This window comes from Sphingomonas citri, assembly GCF_019429485.1.
Classification (GTDB): domain Bacteria; phylum Pseudomonadota; class Alphaproteobacteria; order Sphingomonadales; family Sphingomonadaceae; genus Sphingomonas; species Sphingomonas citri.
The window spans coordinates 206,280-224,658 of the sequence record NZ_JAHXZN010000005.1; the positions used below are offsets into that span (position 1 = coordinate 206,280).

The 18,379-nt window shown below is 70.5% G+C and carries 11 protein-coding genes; 6 read left to right on the forward strand and 5 right to left on the reverse strand.

The window, feature by feature from the left end; genetic code table 11:
• Positions 1 to 10 precede the first annotated feature (10 nt).
• From KZ820_RS15075 to KZ820_RS15085, 3 genes are all read right to left on the reverse strand, one after another.
• A complete protein-coding gene (locus KZ820_RS15075) occupies positions 11 to 1,474 on the reverse strand; it encodes a flavin-containing monooxygenase (RefSeq protein WP_308462242.1) in 1,464 nt (487 codons plus the stop codon).
• A gap of 229 nt (positions 1,475 to 1,703) precedes the next feature.
• Positions 1,704 to 5,954 (reverse strand): translocation/assembly module TamB domain-containing protein, encoded by a 4,251-nt coding sequence (locus KZ820_RS15080; RefSeq protein ID WP_219749420.1) that lies wholly within the window; start codon positions 5,952 to 5,954, stop codon positions 1,704 to 1,706.
• Entirely contained in the window at positions 5,954 to 8,128 is a 2,175-nt protein-coding gene (locus tag KZ820_RS15085) for an autotransporter assembly complex protein TamA (protein ID WP_258048240.1), read from the reverse strand. Before KZ820_RS15085 ends, KZ820_RS15080 begins: the two co-directional genes overlap by 1 nt.
• A gap of 271 nt (positions 8,129 to 8,399) precedes the next feature.
• Here KZ820_RS15085 and KZ820_RS15090 point away from each other — a divergent pair, with 271 nt between their 5' ends.
• From KZ820_RS15090 to KZ820_RS15100, 3 genes are read left to right on the forward strand one after another with little or no spacing between them, the layout of a single operon-like run.
• Positions 8,400 to 9,638 (forward strand): efflux RND transporter periplasmic adaptor subunit, encoded by a 1,239-nt coding sequence (locus tag KZ820_RS15090; RefSeq protein ID WP_219749421.1) that lies wholly within the window; start codon positions 8,400 to 8,402, stop codon positions 9,636 to 9,638.
• A 6-nt stretch (positions 9,639 to 9,644) separates the two neighbouring features.
• Complete coding sequence (locus tag KZ820_RS15095) at positions 9,645 to 12,962, forward strand: efflux RND transporter permease subunit (protein WP_219749422.1); 3,318 nt, start codon at positions 9,645 to 9,647, stop codon at positions 12,960 to 12,962.
• Positions 12,959 to 14,560, forward strand: a complete 1,602-nt coding sequence (locus KZ820_RS15100; RefSeq protein ID WP_219749423.1) for an efflux transporter outer membrane subunit — start codon at positions 12,959 to 12,961, stop codon at positions 14,558 to 14,560. The genes KZ820_RS15095 and KZ820_RS15100 overlap by 4 nt, the downstream gene beginning before the upstream one ends.
• A 243-nt stretch (positions 14,561 to 14,803) precedes the next feature.
• Here KZ820_RS15100 and KZ820_RS15105 read toward each other — a convergent pair whose 3' ends face one another.
• Positions 14,804 to 15,244: a phasin family protein gene (locus KZ820_RS15105; protein WP_219749424.1), complete on the reverse strand. Its 441-nt coding sequence runs from the start codon at positions 15,242 to 15,244 to the stop codon at positions 14,804 to 14,806.
• Positions 15,245 to 15,381: 137 nt separating this feature from the next.
• On the opposite strand from KZ820_RS15105, the gene KZ820_RS15110 reads away from it, so the two are divergent.
• Genes KZ820_RS15110 through KZ820_RS15120 form a run of 3 tightly spaced genes read left to right on the forward strand, consistent with a single transcriptional unit; the run spans position 15,382 to position 17,834 of the window.
• The gene (locus tag KZ820_RS15110) at positions 15,382 to 15,918 is read left to right on the forward strand and encodes a hypothetical protein (protein ID WP_258048220.1); all 537 of its coding nucleotides are present in this window, start codon (positions 15,382 to 15,384) and stop codon (positions 15,916 to 15,918) included.
• A complete protein-coding gene (locus tag KZ820_RS15115; protein WP_219749426.1) occupies positions 15,915 to 16,556 on the forward strand; it encodes a peptidylprolyl isomerase in 642 nt (213 codons plus the stop codon). Before KZ820_RS15110 ends, KZ820_RS15115 begins: the two co-directional genes overlap by 4 nt.
• A 42-nt stretch (positions 16,557 to 16,598) precedes the next feature.
• A complete protein-coding gene (locus KZ820_RS15120; RefSeq protein ID WP_219749427.1) occupies positions 16,599 to 17,834 on the forward strand; it encodes a M20 metallopeptidase family protein in 1,236 nt (411 codons plus the stop codon).
• A 165-nt stretch (positions 17,835 to 17,999) separates the two neighbouring features.
• Here the strand turns inward: KZ820_RS15120 and KZ820_RS15125 are convergent, their stop codons facing one another.
• A complete protein-coding gene (locus KZ820_RS15125) occupies positions 18,000 to 18,371 on the reverse strand; it encodes a DUF1330 domain-containing protein (RefSeq protein WP_219749428.1) in 372 nt (123 codons plus the stop codon).
• Positions 18,372 to 18,379 lie beyond the last annotated feature (8 nt).

An 18,379-nucleotide genomic window follows, 5' to 3' on the forward strand; every position in this document is an offset into this window, starting at 1 on the left:
GACCTGATATCTACGCCCGGACGCCTGCTCCGGCCGCGGCGAACTCGATTTCCTCGGCGACGGAGCCGAAGCGAAGCGCCAGCACGTCGAGCGCGTAGTTCTGGTTGAGCCGCCACGGCCGGCGATGCCCCTGCCGCGGCAGCGACGACAGCGCGCGCTGGATATAACCCGAGCTCAGATTCGCGAACGACACTTCGTGGACGCTGCCGACCTGCACCCGAGGCGTCGCACTCGCCGCCCCACGCCGTCGCATCGCGCGGAGCAGGCGGCAGAGATAGCCGGCGACGAGGTCCGCCTTCAGCGTCCATGATGCGTTCGTGTAGCCGAAGGCGAAGCTGAGGTTCGGCACGTCGGACAGCATCATCCCCTTGTATTGAAGCGACCCGGCGGGATCGATGATCGTCCCGTCTCGGGACAAAACGAGGCCGCCGAGCAGCAAAATCTCGAGGCCCGTGGCGGTCACGACGAGGTCAGCCGGGACATGGGTGCCGTCGACGAGCAGCAGGCCGTCGCGGGTGAGACGATCGATCGTCCCGGTGGCGACGCTGGCGCGCCTCTCGCGCAGCGCGGCGAAGAGATCACCGTCCGGGACAAGGCAGAGCCGCTGATCCCATGGATCGTAACGTGGGGTGAAATGGGTCGCGACGTCATAGTCGGCGCCGAGTTCCTGTCCCACCATCGCGATCAGTCGCCGCGCCATCGCACGCGGCCGCGCCCTCGCCAACCGGTAGAAGAATTGGCCGAGCAGCACATTCTTCCAGCGCGTCACGGCGTAAGCGGCGTGTACCGGGAGCAGCTTCCGCAGACGGTCGGCGACGCGGTCGCGCGCCGGCCGCGCCACGACGTAGCTGGGTGAACGCTGCACCATCGTGACATGCGCCGCCGTCCGCGCCAGCGCGGGCACGAGCGTCACCGCTGTCGCGCCGCTGCCGATCACCGCGACGCGCCGGCCGGCATAGTCGAGCCGCTCGGGCCAGAATTGCGGGTGGACGATCGTGCCCGCGAACTCCTCCTCCCCGTCGAAAGCGGGCCGATGCGCGCGATCATAGGCGTAATAACCGGTGCAGGCGTGGAGCCAGTCGCACGCGAGCGTCAGCGGCTGCGCGCCCTCCCGCTCGACCGTGAGCGTCCAGTGCGACTCGGCACTCGACCAGTCCGCCGCGGTGACGCGATGACCGAAGCGGATGTGATCGGCGACCCCTTCCTCGCGCGCGGTCTCCTCGATGTAGGTGCGGATCGCCGGGCCGTCCGCGATCGCCTCGGCGGCCCGCCAGGGGCGAAAGCCATAGCCGAGCGTGTGCATGTCCGAGTCCGAGCGGATGCCGGGATAGCGGAACAGGTCCCAGGTGCCGCCGATAGCGGCGCGCGCCTCGAGGATCAGGAAACGTCGGTCGGGGAGCCGCCGCCGTAACTGGCAGGCCGCGCCGATCCCCGAGAGGCCGGCGCCAATGATGATGACGTCATACCGCTCCACCGCGCCTCTCCCTTTACAAGGAGGAAATAGCGGCTGCGAGCGGCGACGCCAGTGAGCGGAACACGTCTTCGCTTTTAGGCGTCATCCGGAACTCGTTTCAAGATCCACCGTCCCGCAGGTATCGCCACCCCTGAGTACGCGGCACGGTGGATCCCGAAGAAGTACGGGATGACGCGGCGGGTGTTGGATGCCAGAAGATGGCGCTCCCGCGCTGCCCCACCCGCCCGCGTTAGAAGTCGCGCGAATAGCGCAGCTGCACGTTCGACCCGCCGAACGATCCCGCCTGCGACAGCACGCTGATCGCCCGCGTCAGTGCGATCGTCAGCTGCGTCGCGGTGAAGCCGCGCGCGTCGGTGACAATCTCGACGTAGATGTCGTCGGTCAGATATTTGCCCGCGGCCAGCGCCGAGCCGCGCCCGCTCGCCTCGTCCGCCCCGAGGATGCGCAGCCGGTCGAATCCGGTGGCCGAACGCAGCTTGCCGAGCGGGTTGAGCCCGCCGCCGGAGCCGCGCAGCGAGTTGAGCGCGCTCGCCAGCTGGATCGCCTCGGTCGCGGAGAGATTCTCCGGGTTGGTGCCGAAGAGCAGGCGGCTCAGCACCTCGTCCTGCGGCAGCGAGGGCGTCGAGGTGAAGGCGATCTGCGGGCGCTGGCCAGTGCCGGTGATCGCGATGTTGAACGTGACATTGTCGTTGGTGGTGGTCGCCAGGATGTTGATGTCCGGGTCGGTCAGCGCGCCGCCGCGGAAGCGCACCTGGCCGCGCTCCACCTCGAAGCGCTTGCCCGCGAAGGAATAGGTACCGCGCACCAGGTCGAGCCCACCGTTGATCACCGGCGCCGCCGAAGTACCCCCGATGCGCATGTCCATCTGCCACTCGCTCTCGAGCCCCATGCCCGAGACGTAGAGCTGGTTGTCGGCACGGACACGCAGGTCGAGCTTGAACAGCCCCGGCGGTGACGCCGGCGCGGGAGGCTGGCCCGCCGCCTTGGCCGCGGCCACGGCGGCCTGTTGGGCGAGGACCTCGCTCTTCTTGCGCACGCCGGTGAGTTCGGGCACCTCGGCGGCGCCCTGGCGGATGATCTCGTACCGCGCGTTAGGGACGTTGATCTGCCCGCTGATCAGTCCGCCGCTCGCACTGTTCTGGATGCGGATGTCGCCGCTGGCGGTGGCGCCGAGCGCGTCGGAGCGCGCCAACTGGGCGTCACGCATGACCACGCGAACGTCGAGCGGGAAACCCTGCGCCGCGGCGAGCCCGACATTGCCCTGCGCCTGCACCGTTCCCTGCCCGGCTCTTGCCTGCAGCTGCTGCAGCTCGAGCCGGTCGTTGTTGAAGCGCGCGGCGATCTTCATGTTGGTCAGACGCGTGCCATAGACCTCGTTGTCATAGGTGAGATTGTCGGCACGGATCAGGCCGACCACACGCGGCGCCGATACGGTGCCGCCGAAGTCCGCCGCGATCGCCATCGGGCCGGTCAGCTGCTGCTGCGCCAGGCCAGCGAAGCTGAACAGCACCCCCGCCGGCCCGTTGTAGCGGATCCCGCCGCCGAGCGGCCCCTGCATCAACCGAGTCGTCCAGCTGCCGCTGCCCGTCGGGGTCAGCGTCGCCACCAGTCGACCGACCGGCGTGCCGGCGCGCTTGATCAGCGCGCGTCCCTCGCCCGCCGCACTCGACAGGCGGCCCTGGAAGACGACATCGACCGGCTCCGACACCGCGACCAGGCTCGATCGCGTGAAGTTGGTGACGTTGAGCCGCGCGTCCGCGCGCGGGAACGCCTCACCCTTGTCCTGCACATAGTCGAGGCTGCCGGTCGCCTGGCCGTTCACGCCGAGGTTGGGGACAAGCGCGCTGATCAGCGACAGGTCGAGCCGGTCGAGCCGCATCTGTGCCTGCGTCGCGCCGCCGCCGAAGCGACCGGCGAGCCGCACCGAGCCCTTGTCGAAGTCGAGCCGCGCCGGCTCGAGCCGGTAACCACCGTTCGCCGGCACGATCCGCGCAGGCTGCGCGGTGCGGAAGCCCACGTTGTTCGCCGCGCCGCTCAGCGCGACCAGATAGAGGCTGGGCGACAGCCGCGAGTTGACCGCGAGGCGGAAGGGCACGCCGTTGGAGCCGTTGAACAGCGCCTGCGCGGTGCCCGCGCCGTCGCGGTAGTTCACCTTGACTCGACCGGCCTGGAGCAGCGTCGCGCCGTAGCGCAGGTTGGCAACCTGCGCGTCGGCGACGATCTGCGGCTTGTCGTAGAGCACCGCGTCGGCGGTGATGATCGCGCGGCCGATGCTGAAGCCCGCCATACCCGGGATCGTCGCGCCCGCGGCGCGCGCGTCGACGCTGGCGCGCTGATATTTGCCCTCCGCACCGAGCGCGACATTGCCGTTGAGCCCGTTGCCGGCGAAGCGCACCTGCCCAGCGAACGGGCCTGCCGCGGTCTGGACAACGCGACCGGCGAAGTCGATGCCGGCGAACAGCACGCGGCGGATATCGACCGCGACCTGGCTGCCCGGCGTCAAGAGCACGTCGGCGGTGAAGGCGCCGTAGTTGGTGCCGCCGCTGGCGTTGACCTGATAGGCGCCGCCGCGCCCGACCACGCGCGCGTCGAGGTTGGCGAGGCCGATCCCCACGCCCGGCCGCGGCGCACGCAGCCGCACGACCGGCGCGGTCGAGGACCCGGTCACGCGCGCGTAGAGCGGGCCGTACTGAGTCGAATAGGCATCGGCGTCGACCAGCAGCGCGCCGTTGGCGGGATCGAAGCGTCCCTGCCCGCGCGTGACGCGGAACTGCGGCGCGTTGAGCGACAGGCTCTGGAACGTCACCACGCCGGTCGGCGAGTAGCCGAAGCGCGTGCTCATCACCGCATTGCCGCCGAGGAAATTGCGGACGCCCTCGTTGAACAGCTGCTTGGTCTGGAGCGCGACCTTGCCGGTGATGCCGAACCCGCCGTTCGGTCCGGGCACGAGCTTGGCGTCGGTCTGGACGTTGATCACGCCGACGCTGTCGACGCGGAAGTTGTTGACGCGACCCTGCAAGCCGCCGGTGTAGCGGCCGGTGGCGGTGTTCGCGGCTATGATCGCGGTGGCGTCGATCGTGTCCGAGCGGATGCGGAGATTGTCGGACAGGATGTTGGGCATGGCGATGGCGAGGTCGCCGTCGATGCGCGCGTTGGTGGTGAGCCCGCCGAGCGCGGCGTTGAGCCCGGCGATGCGGCGCGCGCGCGCGTGGACCGGCACCAGGATACGGTCGCTGTTCACCCGCGCCTGCCCCTCGGCGTACAGGTCCTGGACCGAGGTCTGCTGGAAGCCGAGCGCGGCGGCACGGATCTTATAGTCGACCGTCGGCGTCGCGAAGGCGCCGTTGAGCACCACGCGCGCGAGCACGTCGCGCCCGCTCACCCCCGGCATGATCGCGCCCGGCGTCAGCAGCTTGGCGTCGACCGCGAAATTGCCGAAGCGGCTGTTGGCGAGGTCGAGCAACCCGCCCGCGTCGACCGCGAGCGCCTGCGAGGCGAGCTTGATCCGCGTGTCCGCGCGGCGCTCGGCCAGCGTCACGTCGGCGGCGACGTTGAGCGCGGGGGCGGTCAATCGCTCTACCGGCCCTTCGATATAGAGGCCGGGCCGCGTCGGGCCGCGTACCTCGATATGGCCGTCGCGCGCGGAGATGGCGAGGTTGGCGAGCTCGCCGCCGCCGAGGTTCGCCAGCAGACGCCCCTGCCACGACGCCCAGCTGCCGCGCCCGCCGATCGTCGCGGTGAGCGGCGCCTTGAGGCCGGCGAGCTGCGCCACCGCCCCGTTGGCGGGAGCAGTGAGCCGCACGTCAAGGTCGAGCTTGTTGTCGTCGGGTACCGCGTCGAGCCGCACCCGCGCGACGTCGCCGCCGGCGACGCCGGGGGCGCGCAGCGTGGTGGCGTCCACCACGAGCTGCGCGCGGCGATTGGCGATGTGCGCCTGCCCATCGAAGCGCGCGACGTGGCGCGCGCCGGCGACCGGCGGCTCCATGACGAAGCGGCCGACGTGAAGCCGGTTAATGTCGATGTCCAGGTCGGGCAGCAGCGGCGCGTTCTCGTCCTCGGGCGTGGTCGGCGTCGGCTTGAGCTCGGGGTTGCGCCGCAGCGTGATCAGATCGGCCGAGACGCTACGCACGTCGACGTGGTTGCGCGCGAAGGCGAACGGCCGCCAGTCGAGGTCGAGCCGCGGCGAGGTCAGGAACACGCCCTTGGGATCGCTGACGCGCACGTCGCTGAGCCGCAGCTGGCCGTACAGCGAGCCGTCGATCCGCCCGACCTTGATGTTGAGGCCCGATGCGGTGGTGTAGCTTCCGATCTTGTCGGCGACGAAGCGGCGGCCCGGATCGGTGTTGATCCCCAGCACGATCGCGACGACGAGCAGCACCAGCGCGGCGAGCGCGATGCCGACCCACTTCAGCACGCGCTGCCACAAGGGGCGGCGGACGACGACGGTCTCGCCGGCGGTCGGGAGCGTGTCCTCGGCCATCAGAATGCCTGCCCGATCGAGATGTAGAGCGCGATCTTGCCGTCCCCTTCGCGCGGGTTGAGCGGGGTCGCGACGTCGACGCGCAGCGGCCCGAAATTGGTGTAGAAGCGGCCGCCGATGCCGGCGCCGATGCGCAGGTCGCTGCCCTTCGGCAGGCTGCTCTCATAGGCGTTGCCCGCGTCGACAAAGGGCACGATCCCGAAATTGCCGAAGCGGTAGCGCGCCTCGAGCGCGAACTCGTTGATGCTGCGGCCGCCGAGCGGGCGCAGGTCGGCGCGGTCGACGTTGCCGCTCGAGTCCGGGGTGAGCGAGGCGACCGGCTCGAGCGGCCCGAGCCGCTGGAAGCCGTAGCCGCGCACCGAGCCGCCGCCGCCGCCGTAATAGCGGCGCGACGGCGCGATGTCGTCGCGCGCGATGCCGAAGATGCTGCCCGCGCGCGCGCGACCCGCGATCACCAGGCTGTCGCTCACGGGATAATAAGCCGTGCCCTCGATCAGCGTGCGCGCATACGGCTTGGTCTGCCCCGAGACGGAGACTTCGGGGCTGACGTTGAGCTTGAGGCGGTAGCCGCGGGTCGGGTTGAGCAGGTCGTCCGAGGTGTCGAACAGCACCTGCCCGGGGAGCGCGACGACGCCGTAGGTGCGACGGTCGCGATCGAACTTGTCGAAGTCGAACACGCTCTCGTTGGTGCCGACCAGCTCGAAGCCGTAGGCATAGGTGAACTTCTTCTGCCAGATCGGCGTCGAGTCGTAGCTCACCCGCCCCGACAGCGTCCCGGTGAAAGCGTCGAACGCGTCGTAGCTGGAGTGGTTGGCGCTCGCGAGCAGACTGACGGTGCGGTCGCGCTTGCCCGCGTTCTGGCGGCGCAGCCCGACCGACAGGCCCTGCTGCTGCGTACCCGCGATCACGCCGAGGATCAGCGCACCCTCGGGCGGGAAGCGGTTGCGGTTGGTGAAATTGCCCTCTGCCTTGATGCCCTCGCCGGTGTTGAAGCCGACCGAGCCCGACAGGCTCTTCGCCGGCCCGCGCGTCTGCCGCACCAGCAGGTCGACCTGCTCGGTGCCGTCGACCGCGGTGACGCCGGTGCGCACCGGCTCGACCCCGACGCCGTTGAACAAACCGGTCGCGACCAGCGCCTCGCGCAGGTCGTCGGTGAGCCGCGCGTCGTACAGCTGCCCCTGATCGAAGCGCGGGAAGACGTTGAGGTGCTTGAGGTCGAACACCGGATCGCCCTCGGTGCGCAGCACGCCGAAGGAGGAACGCGGGCCGGTGTCGACCGGCAGGGTGTAATCGCCCTTGCCGGTCTGCTCGTCGAGCAGCACGTCGCGCTCGCCCAGCTTGACGAAGGGGTAGCCCTGCTGCGGCAGCCGCAGGCTGACATTGGCCTCGGCCCCCTGGATGCGCGCTGCCTCGATCGGGTCGCCGACCTTGAGCGGCAGCTCGCGGCGAACGAGCTCGGGCGGCTGGGTGGCGTCGGCCTTCACCGTGACGCTGCCGAGCTTATACTGCTGCCCCGGCGAGGCGGTGACCAGCGCGCGCAGTTTCGCCGGCGTGCCCGCGACGGTCTCCACCGTCGCCACCGCGGTGCCGTCATAATAGCCAAGCGACTTCATCAGCCGCAGCGCGAGCTGCTCGTCTTCGCGGGCGCGCGCCGAGACCTGGGTGGCATTGTCCGCCTTGCCGCCGCCCTTCTTGAGCGCGGAGAGCGAGTCGAACTCGTCGGTCAGTCCGAGCGGGTCGAGCCCCTGCACCTCGCTGGCGTAGCGCACGTCGGGCTGATCGCCGCTCGCCGGGTCGGCGACGGTCTGTAGCGGGGCGGTGTTGAAAGTGGAGAGCGGCTCGAGCGGCTGGGCGAGCTGCGGGTCCTGCGACGGCGCGGGGGGCAGCGTGCCCGGCGTGATCGGCTGCTGCGCCGCCGCCTGCGCGGGAGCCTGGGCGGGGTCGGCGGTGGTCGGCGCAGGCGCCGCAGCGGCGTCGGCCGGCATCGGCTCGAGCGGGGCGTTCAGGTCGCCAGACAGCGGCGGCAGCGCGGCGTCGAACTCGGCCTCGGGGACGATCGGCGTGTTGTCGGGAGCAGGCGCGGCGTCGGCCGGCTTGGGCGAGTCGGGACCCTGCGCGGGGGCCGTGCCGGGCTTCTGCATCTGCGCCGGCGCGGCGGCACAGCCCAGCGCCATGCCCGCGGTGGCGAGCAGGAGGCGCGAGCGACGAACGGAAAAAGACAAGTACTACGCCCCTTTAGGCGAGGCATGCGGCGTTCCGCTGAGCCCCCGTCACCCTGCAACGAGCCAGCGCAGGATCGGTTTCATAGCGCTGCCGTGTCGCCCACCTCTGATCGCCAAAGCCGGTCGGCGGCGTGAAAATTCTGGCACCCTTGCGAAACATTTGCGACAAATTGCGGTTAGGCGCCGGGGCAGCCCGAAGTCTCTCGCGGGGATAAGACTGAGAATGCGTATCGAGGTTCGGCCGGGCCGCCAGGTCATCGGTGGCGCGGCGGCGTCGGCGCTGCTCGCGCTCGCCGCCTGCGGCGGTGGCGGGGGTGACGCAACCAAGGCCAAGGAGAAGGGCGGCGCGCCGGGTCAGTCGGGCCCGGTCACGGTCGGCTATGTCGTCGTCCAGCCCACATCGGTGCCGACAACCAGCGAGTTGCCGGGCCGCACCGTCGCGTACCAGAGCTCGGAGGTGCGCCCCCAGGTCTCGGGCGTGATCCAGCGCCGCTTCTTCACCGAGGGCGCGATCGTCAAGCGCGGGCAGCCGCTCTACCAGATCGATCCCTCGCTCTACCGCGCCAGCGCCAACCAGGCGAGCGCCAACGTCGCCAACGCCCAGGCGACCTACGAGGCCGCCAAGATCCGCGCCGACCGCTACAAGCCGCTCGCGCAGATGGAGGCGATCAGCGCACAGGACTATACCGACGCGGTGGCGACGCAGCGCCAGGCGGCGGCGACGATCGCGGTCAATCGCGCGCAGCTCGACACCGCGCGCGTCAACCTGCGCTTCACCACCGTACCCGCGCCGATCACCGGCCGCATCGGCCGCTCGCTGTTCACCGTCGGCGCGCTGGTCAGCTCGACCCAGACCGACCCGCTCGCGACGATCCAGCAGCTCGACCCGATGTTCGTCGACATCCAGCAGTCGAGCGCCAACCTGCTCGCGCTGCGTCGCAGCCTCGCCTCGGGCGGGGCGGTGCCCGCGCGCGCGGAGGTGACGCTCAAGCTCGAGGACGGCAGTGACTACGGCATCAAGGGCGCGGTCGAGTTCGCCGAGGTGGTGGTCGATCCCAGCACCGGCACGGTGACGCTGCGCGCGCGCTTCCCCAATCCCAATGGCCTGCTGCTGCCGGGCATGTTCGTCCGCGCGGTCTTCTCGCAGTCGATCCAGCAGAACGCCTTCCTCGTGCCGCAGACCGCGATCACGCGCGACGCCAAGGGCAATGCGACCCTGTACGTCGTCGGCGCGAACAACCGTGCCGAGCAGCGCACCGTCACCGCCGAGCGGACGCAGGGCGCCTATTGGGTCGTGATCGACGGGCTCAAGGCCGGCGACAAGGTGATCACCCAGGGCCTCGCCAACGTGAAGCCCAAGACGCCGCTCCAGCCGGTGCCGGCCGACACGCCGCAGAAGGTACAGGCGCCCTCCCCCGAGCAGATGGACAAGATGTCGTCGGCCAAGGGCAAGGCCGGCTGACCGCTCATGTCCCGCATTTTCATCGATCGGCCGATCTTCGCCTGGGTGCTCGCCATCATCGTGATGCTGGCGGGCGTCGGCGCGATCCTGTCGCTGCCGATCGCGCAATATCCCGACGTCGCGCCACCGCAGGTCTCGATCCGCGCGACCTTCCCCGGGGCCAACGCGCAGACGCTGCAGAACAGCGTCACCCAGGTGATCGAGCAGCAGCTCACCGGTATCGACGGGCTGCTCTACTTCCAGTCGAGCTCGTCGAGCCGCGGCTCGGTGACGATCACCGCGACGTTCAACAAGGGCACCGACCCGGACATCGCGCAGGTTCAGGTCCAGAACCAGGTCCAGCAGTCGCTCAGCCGATTGCCGCAGCAGGTGCAGCAGCAGGGCTTGGTGGTGCGCAAGTCCAACCCGGACTTCCTCCTGATCGTCGGCGTCTATGACGTCACCGACAAGCTGACCAACCAGGACGTCTCGGATTATCTCGTCTCGAACCTCCAGGACCCGCTCGGCCGTATCCAGGGCGTCGGCGACACCAACGTGTTCGGCTCGCAATATGCCATGCGGGTCTGGCTCGATCCGGAGAAGCTCAACAGCTACCAGCTGATGCCCGGCGACGTCGTCACCGCCATCACCAACCAGAACACCGAGGTCGCGGCGGGCGAGATCGGCGGGCAGCCGATGCCGTCGACGCAGATGCTGAACGCGATCGTCACCGCGCAGTCGCGGCTGCAGACGCCCGCCGAGTTCGCCAACATCATCCTCAAGACTCAGAGCAGCGGCGCCACGGTGCGGCTCGCCGACGTGGCGCGGATCGAGCTGGGCGCGGAGAGCTACAACGCGTTCAGCCGCGTCAACCGCCACCCCGGCGCGGGCATCGCGGTGCTGCTCGCCCCCGGCGCCGACGCGCTCAAGACCGCCGAGCTGGTCAAGGCGCAGGTCGCCGCCGCCGCCAAGGGCTTCCCGCCCGGGCTCGAGTACGCCTTCGCCAACGACACCACCGATTTCATCAAGCTGTCGATCGAGGAGGTGGTGAAGACGCTGATCGAGGCGATCATCCTCGTCGTCATCGTCATGTTCGTCTTCCTCCAGAGCTGGCGCGCCACGCTGGTGCCGGCGATCGCGGTGCCGGTGGTGCTGCTGGGGACGTTCGCGGTCTTCTACGTCGCCGGCTTCTCGATCAACACGCTGACCCTGTTCGGCCTCGTCCTCGCGATCGGTCTGCTGGTCGACGACGCGATCGTCGTCGTCGAGAACGTCGAGCGGCTGATGGACGAGAACCCCGGCATGACGCCGCGCGAGGCGACGATCGAGTCGATGAAGGAGATCACCGTCGCGCTGGTCGCGATCGCGCTAGTGCTCTCCGCGGTGTTCATGCCGATGGCCTTCTTCGGCGGCTCGACCGGCGTGATCTATCGCCAGTTCTCGCTGACGATCGTTTCGGCGATGGTGCTTTCGGTGCTGGTCGCGGTGATCCTGTCGCCCGCGCTCACCGCGACCCTGCTCAAGCAGAGCCACGACGAGAACGGCGATCCGATCGAGCAGAGCTGGTTGGGGCGCAAGTTCCCCAAGGTGGCGCATTTTCTCGAGCGCGCGCGCGACAAGTTCAACGACACGTTCGACCGCGGCGTGGCGCGCTACGTCGCCGGCGTGCGCCGGGTGATCGATCGCAAGTGGATCTTCCTGCTGGTCTACGCGGCGACGGTGGCGCTTCTGGCGATCCTGTTCCTTCGCCTGCCGACGGGCTTCCTGCCGACCGAGGACCAGGGCAGCGCGCTGGTGCAGTTCCAGCTTCCCGCCGGCGCCACGCGCGCCCGCACCGAGGAGGTGCAGCACCGCGTCGAGGATTATCTCGCCGGCAGCGAGGGCAAGAACGTCCGCACCATGTTCACCGTCAGCGGCGGCGGCGGCGGCGGCGTCAGCGGGCAGAACACCGGCCAGGGCTTCGTCAATCTCACGCCGTGGGACGACCGCAAGGGCAAGGAGAATACCGCCGACGCCATCGTGGCGCGCGCCTCGGCGGCGTTCCGGGGATTGCGCGACGCGCGCGTCTTCGCGCTGGTGCCGCCGGCGATCCGCGGCCTCGGCCAGTCGAACGGCTTCACCATGGAGCTGCAGAACACCAGCGGCATGACCGCGGAGAAGTTCAACGACGCCAGGGACCGGTTGCTCGCACTCGCCAACGCCGACCCCGCCCTCACCGCGGTGCGCCTGACCGAGTTGCCCGATGTCGGCACGCTCAAGGTCGACGTCGACCAGCAGAAGCTCGCCGCCTTCGGGCTGAGCCAGGCCGACGTCAACACGACGCTGTCGACCGCCTGGGGCGGCCGCTACGTCAACGACTTCGTCGATCGCGGCCGGGTCAAGCGCGTGTTCGTCCAGGGCGACGCGCCGTATCGCGCCGCGCCGACCGACCTCAACCAATGGTTCGTGCGCGGCAGCAGCGGGCAGATGGTGCCCTTCTCCGCCTTCGCGCGGATCGGCTGGAGCCAGGCGCCGGTGATCCTGTCGCGCTTCAACGGCGTGCCCTCGTTCGAATTCCAAGGCTCGGCCGCGGCGGGCAAGAGCTCGGGCGACGCGATGACGCGGATCCAGGAGCTCGCCGGGCAGATTCCGGGGACGAGCGTCTCCTGGGCCGGCCTGTCGTACCAGGAGCGGCTGTCCTCCGGGCAGGCGCCGCTGCTCTACGGCCTGTCGATCCTCGTCGTCTTCCTCTGCCTCGCGGCGCTGTACGAGAGCTGGTCTATCCCCTTCGCCGTGCTGCTGATCATTCCGCTCGGTCTGGTCGGCGCGATCCTGTTCACCACGCTGCGCGGGCTGATCAACGACGTGTACCTCCAGATCGGCCTGCTGACGACGATGGGGTTGGCGGCGAAGAACGCGATCCTGATGATCGAGTTCGCCGAGCAGGAGGAGAAGAAGGGCAAGCGCGTGATCGACGCCGCGCTCTCCGCCGCGCGGATCCGGCTTCGTCCGATCATCATGACCAGCCTTGCCTTCATCTTCGGCGTGCTGCCGCTGGCGATCTCGACCGGTGCCGGGGCCAACAGCCGGATCGCGATCGGCACCTCGGTGATCGGCGGCATGTTGACCGCGACGGTGCTGGCGATCTTCTACATCCCTTTGTTCTTCGTGCTGGTGCGGCGCGGCTTCCGCGACGGCCTCAAGGGCCTGCGCCGGGGCGCCGATCCGAGCCCGGACGAGGGCGAGGACGGCAGCGGCGGTGATGACGGTCATGGCGGCGGCGGGGCCCCCGGCGGCGAGCGCTCGCCGCAGCTGCCGCGCCCGATCGACCACCCCGCGCTGCCCGCGCCGGAGCCTGCCCGATGATCCGCCTCCCCGCGCTCGCCGCGCTCGCCGCCGGCACCGCGCTGGCGGGCTGCTCGCTGGCGCCGACCTACGTCCGGCCCGCCGCGCCGGTGCCGACCTCCTGGCCCGCCGGCGACGCCTATCTGCGCCAATCGGAGGCGCGGCTTCCCAGCGTCACCTACCGCGACATCTTCCGCGACCCGCGGCTGCAGGCGATCATCGACCAGGCGCTCGCCAACAACCGTGACCTGCGTGTCGCGGTGGCGAACATCGAGGCGACGCGCGCTCAATATCGCATCCAGCGCGCCGATCTTTTCCCTCAGGTCAACGCGACCGGCGCCTATAGCTATCGCGACAACGGCAGCAGCGGCGTGGTCACCGGCACCAACGGCGGCGGCACTGGGACCGGCGGCACCGGCACCGGCACGGGCGGGACGGGCGGGACGGGAACCGGCACCGGCACCGGCGGAACGGGCACCGGCACCGGCGTGACCACTGTCTCTTCGGCGCGGAGCACCTTCCAGGCACAGCTCGGCGTCACCGCCTTCGAGATCGACCTGTTCGGCCGCGTCCGCTCGCTCACCAGCGCGGCGCTGTCGCGCTATTTCGCGCAGGAGGCGGCGGCGCGCGCCACTAGGCTGACGCTGGTGGGCGACATCGCCAACGCCTGGCTCACCTACGCCGCCGATCGCAGCCTGCTCGCCGTCTCGCAGCAGACCGCCGAGGCAGCGCGCGCGAGCGTGAAGCTCACCGACGCGCGCCTGCACGGCGGCGTGGCACCGCGCACCGATCTGCGCCAGGCGCAGCAGATCCTCGCCACGGCGGAGGCCGATCTCGCGCAGCAGACGACGCTGCTCGCGCAGGACGTCAACGCGCTCCAGCTGCTCGTCGGCGCGCCGGTCGATCCGGCACTGCTGCCCGGCTCGATCGAGCAGGCGGCGGCGACGATCGGCGAGCTGCCCGCTGGGATCGACTCGGGTGTGCTGCTGCGCCGCCCCGACGTGGTGCAGGCGGAATATTCGCTGCGCGCCTTCAACGCCGAGATCGGCGCGGCGCGCGCCGAGCTGTTCCCGCGAATCTCGCTCACCGGGCTGGTCGGGTTCGCCAGCACCGCGCTGCGCACGCTCTTCAACAGCGGCTCGTTCAACTATTCGGTCGCGCCCAACGCGAGCTATCCGATCTTCCGCGCGGGCGCGGGGCGCGCCGGGGTCGCCTATAGCGTGGCGCAGCGCGACGCCGCGCTGGCGAGCTATGAGCAGACGATCCAGACCGCCTTCCAGGAAGTGTCGGACGCGCTCGCGCGGCGCGGCACGATCACCGAGCAGCTCGCCGCCAATCGCCGCTTCTTCGAGGCCGCGCAGGACACGCTCAACCTCACCAACGCGCGCTATCGCGGCGGCATCGACACCTTCCTGTCGTCGCTCGACGCACAGCGCCAGCTCTACTCGGCGCAGCAGATCCTGGTGCAGACCCAGCTGACCCGCGCGACCAACCTGGTGACACTGTACCGCACCCTCGGCGGCGACTCGCTCCTCGACGCCACGCCGCAGGGGCCAACGACGGCGACGGGCGGTGAGGCGGACTCGGCCGGCGTCCGCGCGGCGGCGGGGGCGCGGTAGCCGATCTGCTCGCCGTGCTCCTGTGGATGCAGGAGTTCAGGGCCCGGACCGCGGCGCGCCGTGGCTCTGGGCTCCTGCGTCCCAGGAGGATGGCTTCAGACATCAAGCGCCCCCTCAGCCACATCCGTCATCCCGAACTCCTTTCAGGATCCGCCGTGCCGAACCATCAGATCGCGCGAGACGCGCGGGACGGTGGATCCTGAGACAAGCCCAGGATGACGCCTCGCAGGGGACGGATGGCCCCTACTCTTCCCGCTTCGGCTCCTCGCCCCGCCCGGTCGGCTGGATCGCCTCGCGGCCGAACTGCATGATGAGCTGCCCGATCTCGCGCGCCTGTTCCATCGAGCGCTGACCCTGTTCGCGAAGGTACTCACCCTGGATCCGCATCACCTCGGTGAGGTCGCGCGCGCCCGCGGCGGAACGCAGCGCGGCGAAGGCTTCGCGTGCGTTCGCCTCCGCCTGGTCGATGATCGTCGTTCCCAGCGCCGACCCGTTCTGCGCGACCCGCTCGCCCGAGGCGCGCATCGCCTCGCCCGCGCGGCGCGCCGGATCGACGACATGCTCATTGAAGGCGTCGCGCATCTGCTCGGCGCCGCGCCATGCCTCGCCGGACGAGCCTCCCCCGAGCGAACCGGTGCCGCCCTCGCCTGCTTCGCCCGCGCCGTCCTCGCTCGAGTCGCTCATGCTCGCTCTCCTGTGCCGGCAGCCTCGCACGAGCGTGATCGCACCGTCGCGGGTCGCCTCAGTGGCACAACGCCGAACTCGTGGGCTGGATGCGCGAGTGGCGAGAGCGTAGAGAGAGGCTTCTCATGGAGCCTAGAATGTCCACTGTCTCGCTGCTGATCCCCCTGCTCGTCGCGGCCGCGCCGATGGCGCAGGCGCCGGGGGCCGAGCCGGCCGCCGATCAGCGCTGTTCCGTGTCGCGGCCGCCGCTGCCCGCCGGTCTGACGGGCTGGGCACGACGGGCGCCGCTCGCCGCCGGGACGAGCACGCGCAGCGCACCGGTGATCGTGGTCGGCCACGGCACCGACCTGCGGCTCGCTCCGGTCGAGCAGGTCACCCCGGCGGTGACGCCGCAGCGCGAGCCCGACATGGGCGAGACCGCCGGCCTCGCCTTGTTCCAGGTCGCGCGCCCCGGCACCTATCGTGTCGCGCTGGGTGACGCCGCATGGATCGACGTGGTGCGTGCCGGCCGCGCGCTGGCGGCGAGCGCCCACGGGCACGGCCCGGCCTGTTCGGGCATTCGCAAGATGGTCGATTTCCAGCTCGAGTCGGGCCGCTATGTCCTCCAGCTGAGCGGGACCAAGGCGTCATCGCTGCCCGTGATGATCGCGCGCGCGCCGCGGGTGGCGGCATGATCGCCGCGCTGGCGCTGCTGCTCGCCGCGCAGGCCGCGCTATCGCCGTCGGCCGGAGCTCCGCCGCAGTCGCCCGCCGCCCCCGCGACGCAGGCGCCTGCTCCGATACCCGCTCCCGATGCCGCCGCGCTCACCCGCGTGCGCCTCAGCACCGAGGCCGGCGATATCCTCGTCGGTGTCGACACCCAGGCCGCGCCGATCACCGCGGCCAATTTCCTGCGCTACGTCGACCAGCACAAGCTCGACGGCATCGGTTTCTACCGCGCGGTCAAGGTGGCGGACGGCTATGGTCTCGCGCAGTTCGGCACGCGCAACGACCCCAAGCGCACGCTGCCACCGATCAAGCACGAGCCGACCACGCTCACCAAGCTGAGCCACCGCGACGGCACGCTGTCGATGGCGATGGCCACGCCCGGCACCGCCGCGGGCGACTTCTTCATCACCGTCGGCGACCTCAGCTCGATGGACGCCACCGCCGACACTCCCGGCTTCGCCGCCTTCGGCCGCGTGCTGGAGGGGATGGACGTGGTGCGCCGCATCCTCGTCGCGCCGACCTCGCCGACGCTGGGCGAGGGCGTGATGAAGGGACAGATGCTCGCGCCCGTGATCAAGATCACCGCGGCGCGGCGCGTCGACTAGCGCCGCGCGCGGGTCTACATCGGTGCGAGAAGGAGTGTCCCGATGTCCCCACCGCTCGACTTGCCCACCGACTGGACCGCGCTCGGCACCGAGCAGCTCGCCGATGTGATCGCGCTGCGCCGCGCGATCCATGCCGAGCCCGAGATGGGGCTGCACTGCCCGCTGACGACCGCCAAGGCCAAGGCGGCGCTCGCCGGCCTGCCGCTCGAGATCCACGACAGCACGCGGACCACCGGCTTCGTCGCGATCCTGCGCGGCGGCCGCAGCGACGGTGGTGCCGGCTCGAACGCGCGCACGGTGCTGCTGCGCGGCGACATGGACGCGCTGCCGATCGTCGAGGAGACCGGCCTGCCGTTCGCCTCGACGCTGCCGGGCACGATGCACGCCTGCGGCCATGACGCGCACACCGCGATGCTGGTCGGCGCCGCCAAGGCGCTGTCGGCGCGACGCGACCAGCTCGCCGGCACCGTCGTCTTCATGTTCCAGCCCGGCGAGGAGGGGCATCACGGCGCGCGCGAGATGATCGCCGACGGCCTGCTCGATCGCGCCCGGCCCGACGCCGCCTTCGCGCTCCACGTCCTGCCCAACGCGCCCGCGGGCGTGTTCATCGGGCGCGAGGGCGCGCTGCTCGCCTCCACCGACACGGTGCGCGCCACCGTTCGCGGCCGCGGCGGCCACGCCGCCATGCCGCACGACGCGATCGACCCGATCCCGGTCGCCTGCGCGATCGTCACCGCGCTCCAGCAGCATGTCGCGCGGCGCGTGCCCGTCGCCGACCCGGCGGTTCTCACGATCACGCAGATCCACGCCGGCGCGTCGCACAACATCATCCCCGACGAGGTCCAGCTCGCCGGCACGCTGCGGACTTTGTCGCCGGGCACGCGCGAGGCGATGCGCGCCGCCTTCCACCAGGTGGCGCGCGGCGTGGCGGAGGCGCACGGCTGCACCGTCGAGTCGAGCATCGACGAGGGCTATCCCGTCACCATGAACGACCCGCGCGCCACGCGGCTGATGCGCGAACTGGCGCAGGAGATCGGCGGTGCGCAGGGTTGGGCGACGATGCCCGCGCCGATCATGGGCGGCGAGGATTTCAGCTACGTACTGCGCGAGTTGCCGGGGGCGATCGCCTTCGTCGGCGCGGCGCCACCGGGCTCCACGCCCGAGACCAACCCGCCGCTCCATAACCCGCGGATGACGATCGACGAGCAGGTCTTCGCCACCGGCGTGGCGATGCATTGCGCGCTGGCCGAGCGCTTCCTGGAGCGCGGCTTCGATTAGGCGGGGAGCGGGGCCGTCCGACGCGGCACGGTGCTCCTGCGCAGGGAGGCGCCCAGAGCTACGAGCGTCGTCGCCGTGGCTCTGGTCTCCGGCATTCCCGGGAGCACATAGATGACGTGAGCAAATCGGCTCTCGGCGTCGATCGCCGCGCGCGTGACCTCTTCGTCAGAGCCAGTCCGGCCTTGGCCGCAGCGGCTGGAGCACGATGTCGGCCAGCGCCGAACTCCCGACCTGAAAGGCGCGCTGGTAGTCGGGATCGTCGACCATCGCCTTGAACGCGGCGCGGCGCGGATATTGCACCAGCAGCGCCGCATCCCATCCCGTAACGTCACCGGTGGTGAGCACGGGCAGTCCCTCGCCGCCGACGAGGATCCGCGCGCCGAAGCGCGCCAGGATCGGCCGCGCCAGTGCCAGATACGTCGCGTAGCGCTCGCGACCGCCGTCGGCGGCGAAGCGCAGGAGGTTCAGCATGATGACGGGCGAGTCGTCCTCGTCGGCCAGGAAGGCGGCGAAGGTGTCGGGGGAGAAGGCTACCATCTGGACTG

Excerpts from the sequence above, each read along its gene's own strand:
- KZ820_RS15080 (WP_219749420.1), bottom strand. The coding sequence starts at position 5,954 with ATGGCCGAGGACACGCTCCCGACCGCCGGCGAGACCGTCGTCGTCCGC.
- KZ820_RS15085 (WP_258048240.1), bottom strand. The coding sequence starts at position 8,128 with ATGGCGCTGGGCTGTGCCGCCGCGCCGGCGCAGATGCAGAAGCCCGGC.
- KZ820_RS15090 (WP_219749421.1), top strand. The coding sequence starts at position 8,400 with ATGCGTATCGAGGTTCGGCCGGGCCGCCAGGTCATCGGTGGCGCGGCG.
- KZ820_RS15095 (WP_219749422.1), top strand. The coding sequence starts at position 9,645 with ATGTCCCGCATTTTCATCGATCGGCCGATCTTCGCCTGGGTGCTCGCC.
- KZ820_RS15100 (WP_219749423.1), top strand. The coding sequence starts at position 12,959 with ATGATCCGCCTCCCCGCGCTCGCCGCGCTCGCCGCCGGCACCGCGCTG.
- KZ820_RS15105 (WP_219749424.1), bottom strand. The coding sequence starts at position 15,244 with ATGAGCGACTCGAGCGAGGACGGCGCGGGCGAAGCAGGCGAGGGCGGC.
- KZ820_RS15110 (WP_258048220.1), top strand. The coding sequence starts at position 15,382 with ATGTCCACTGTCTCGCTGCTGATCCCCCTGCTCGTCGCGGCCGCGCCG.
- KZ820_RS15115 (WP_219749426.1), top strand. The coding sequence starts at position 15,915 with ATGATCGCCGCGCTGGCGCTGCTGCTCGCCGCGCAGGCCGCGCTATCG.
- KZ820_RS15120 (WP_219749427.1), top strand. The coding sequence starts at position 16,599 with ATGTCCCCACCGCTCGACTTGCCCACCGACTGGACCGCGCTCGGCACC.
- KZ820_RS15125 (WP_219749428.1), bottom strand. The coding sequence starts at position 18,371 with ATGGTAGCCTTCTCCCCCGACACCTTCGCCGCCTTCCTGGCCGACGAG.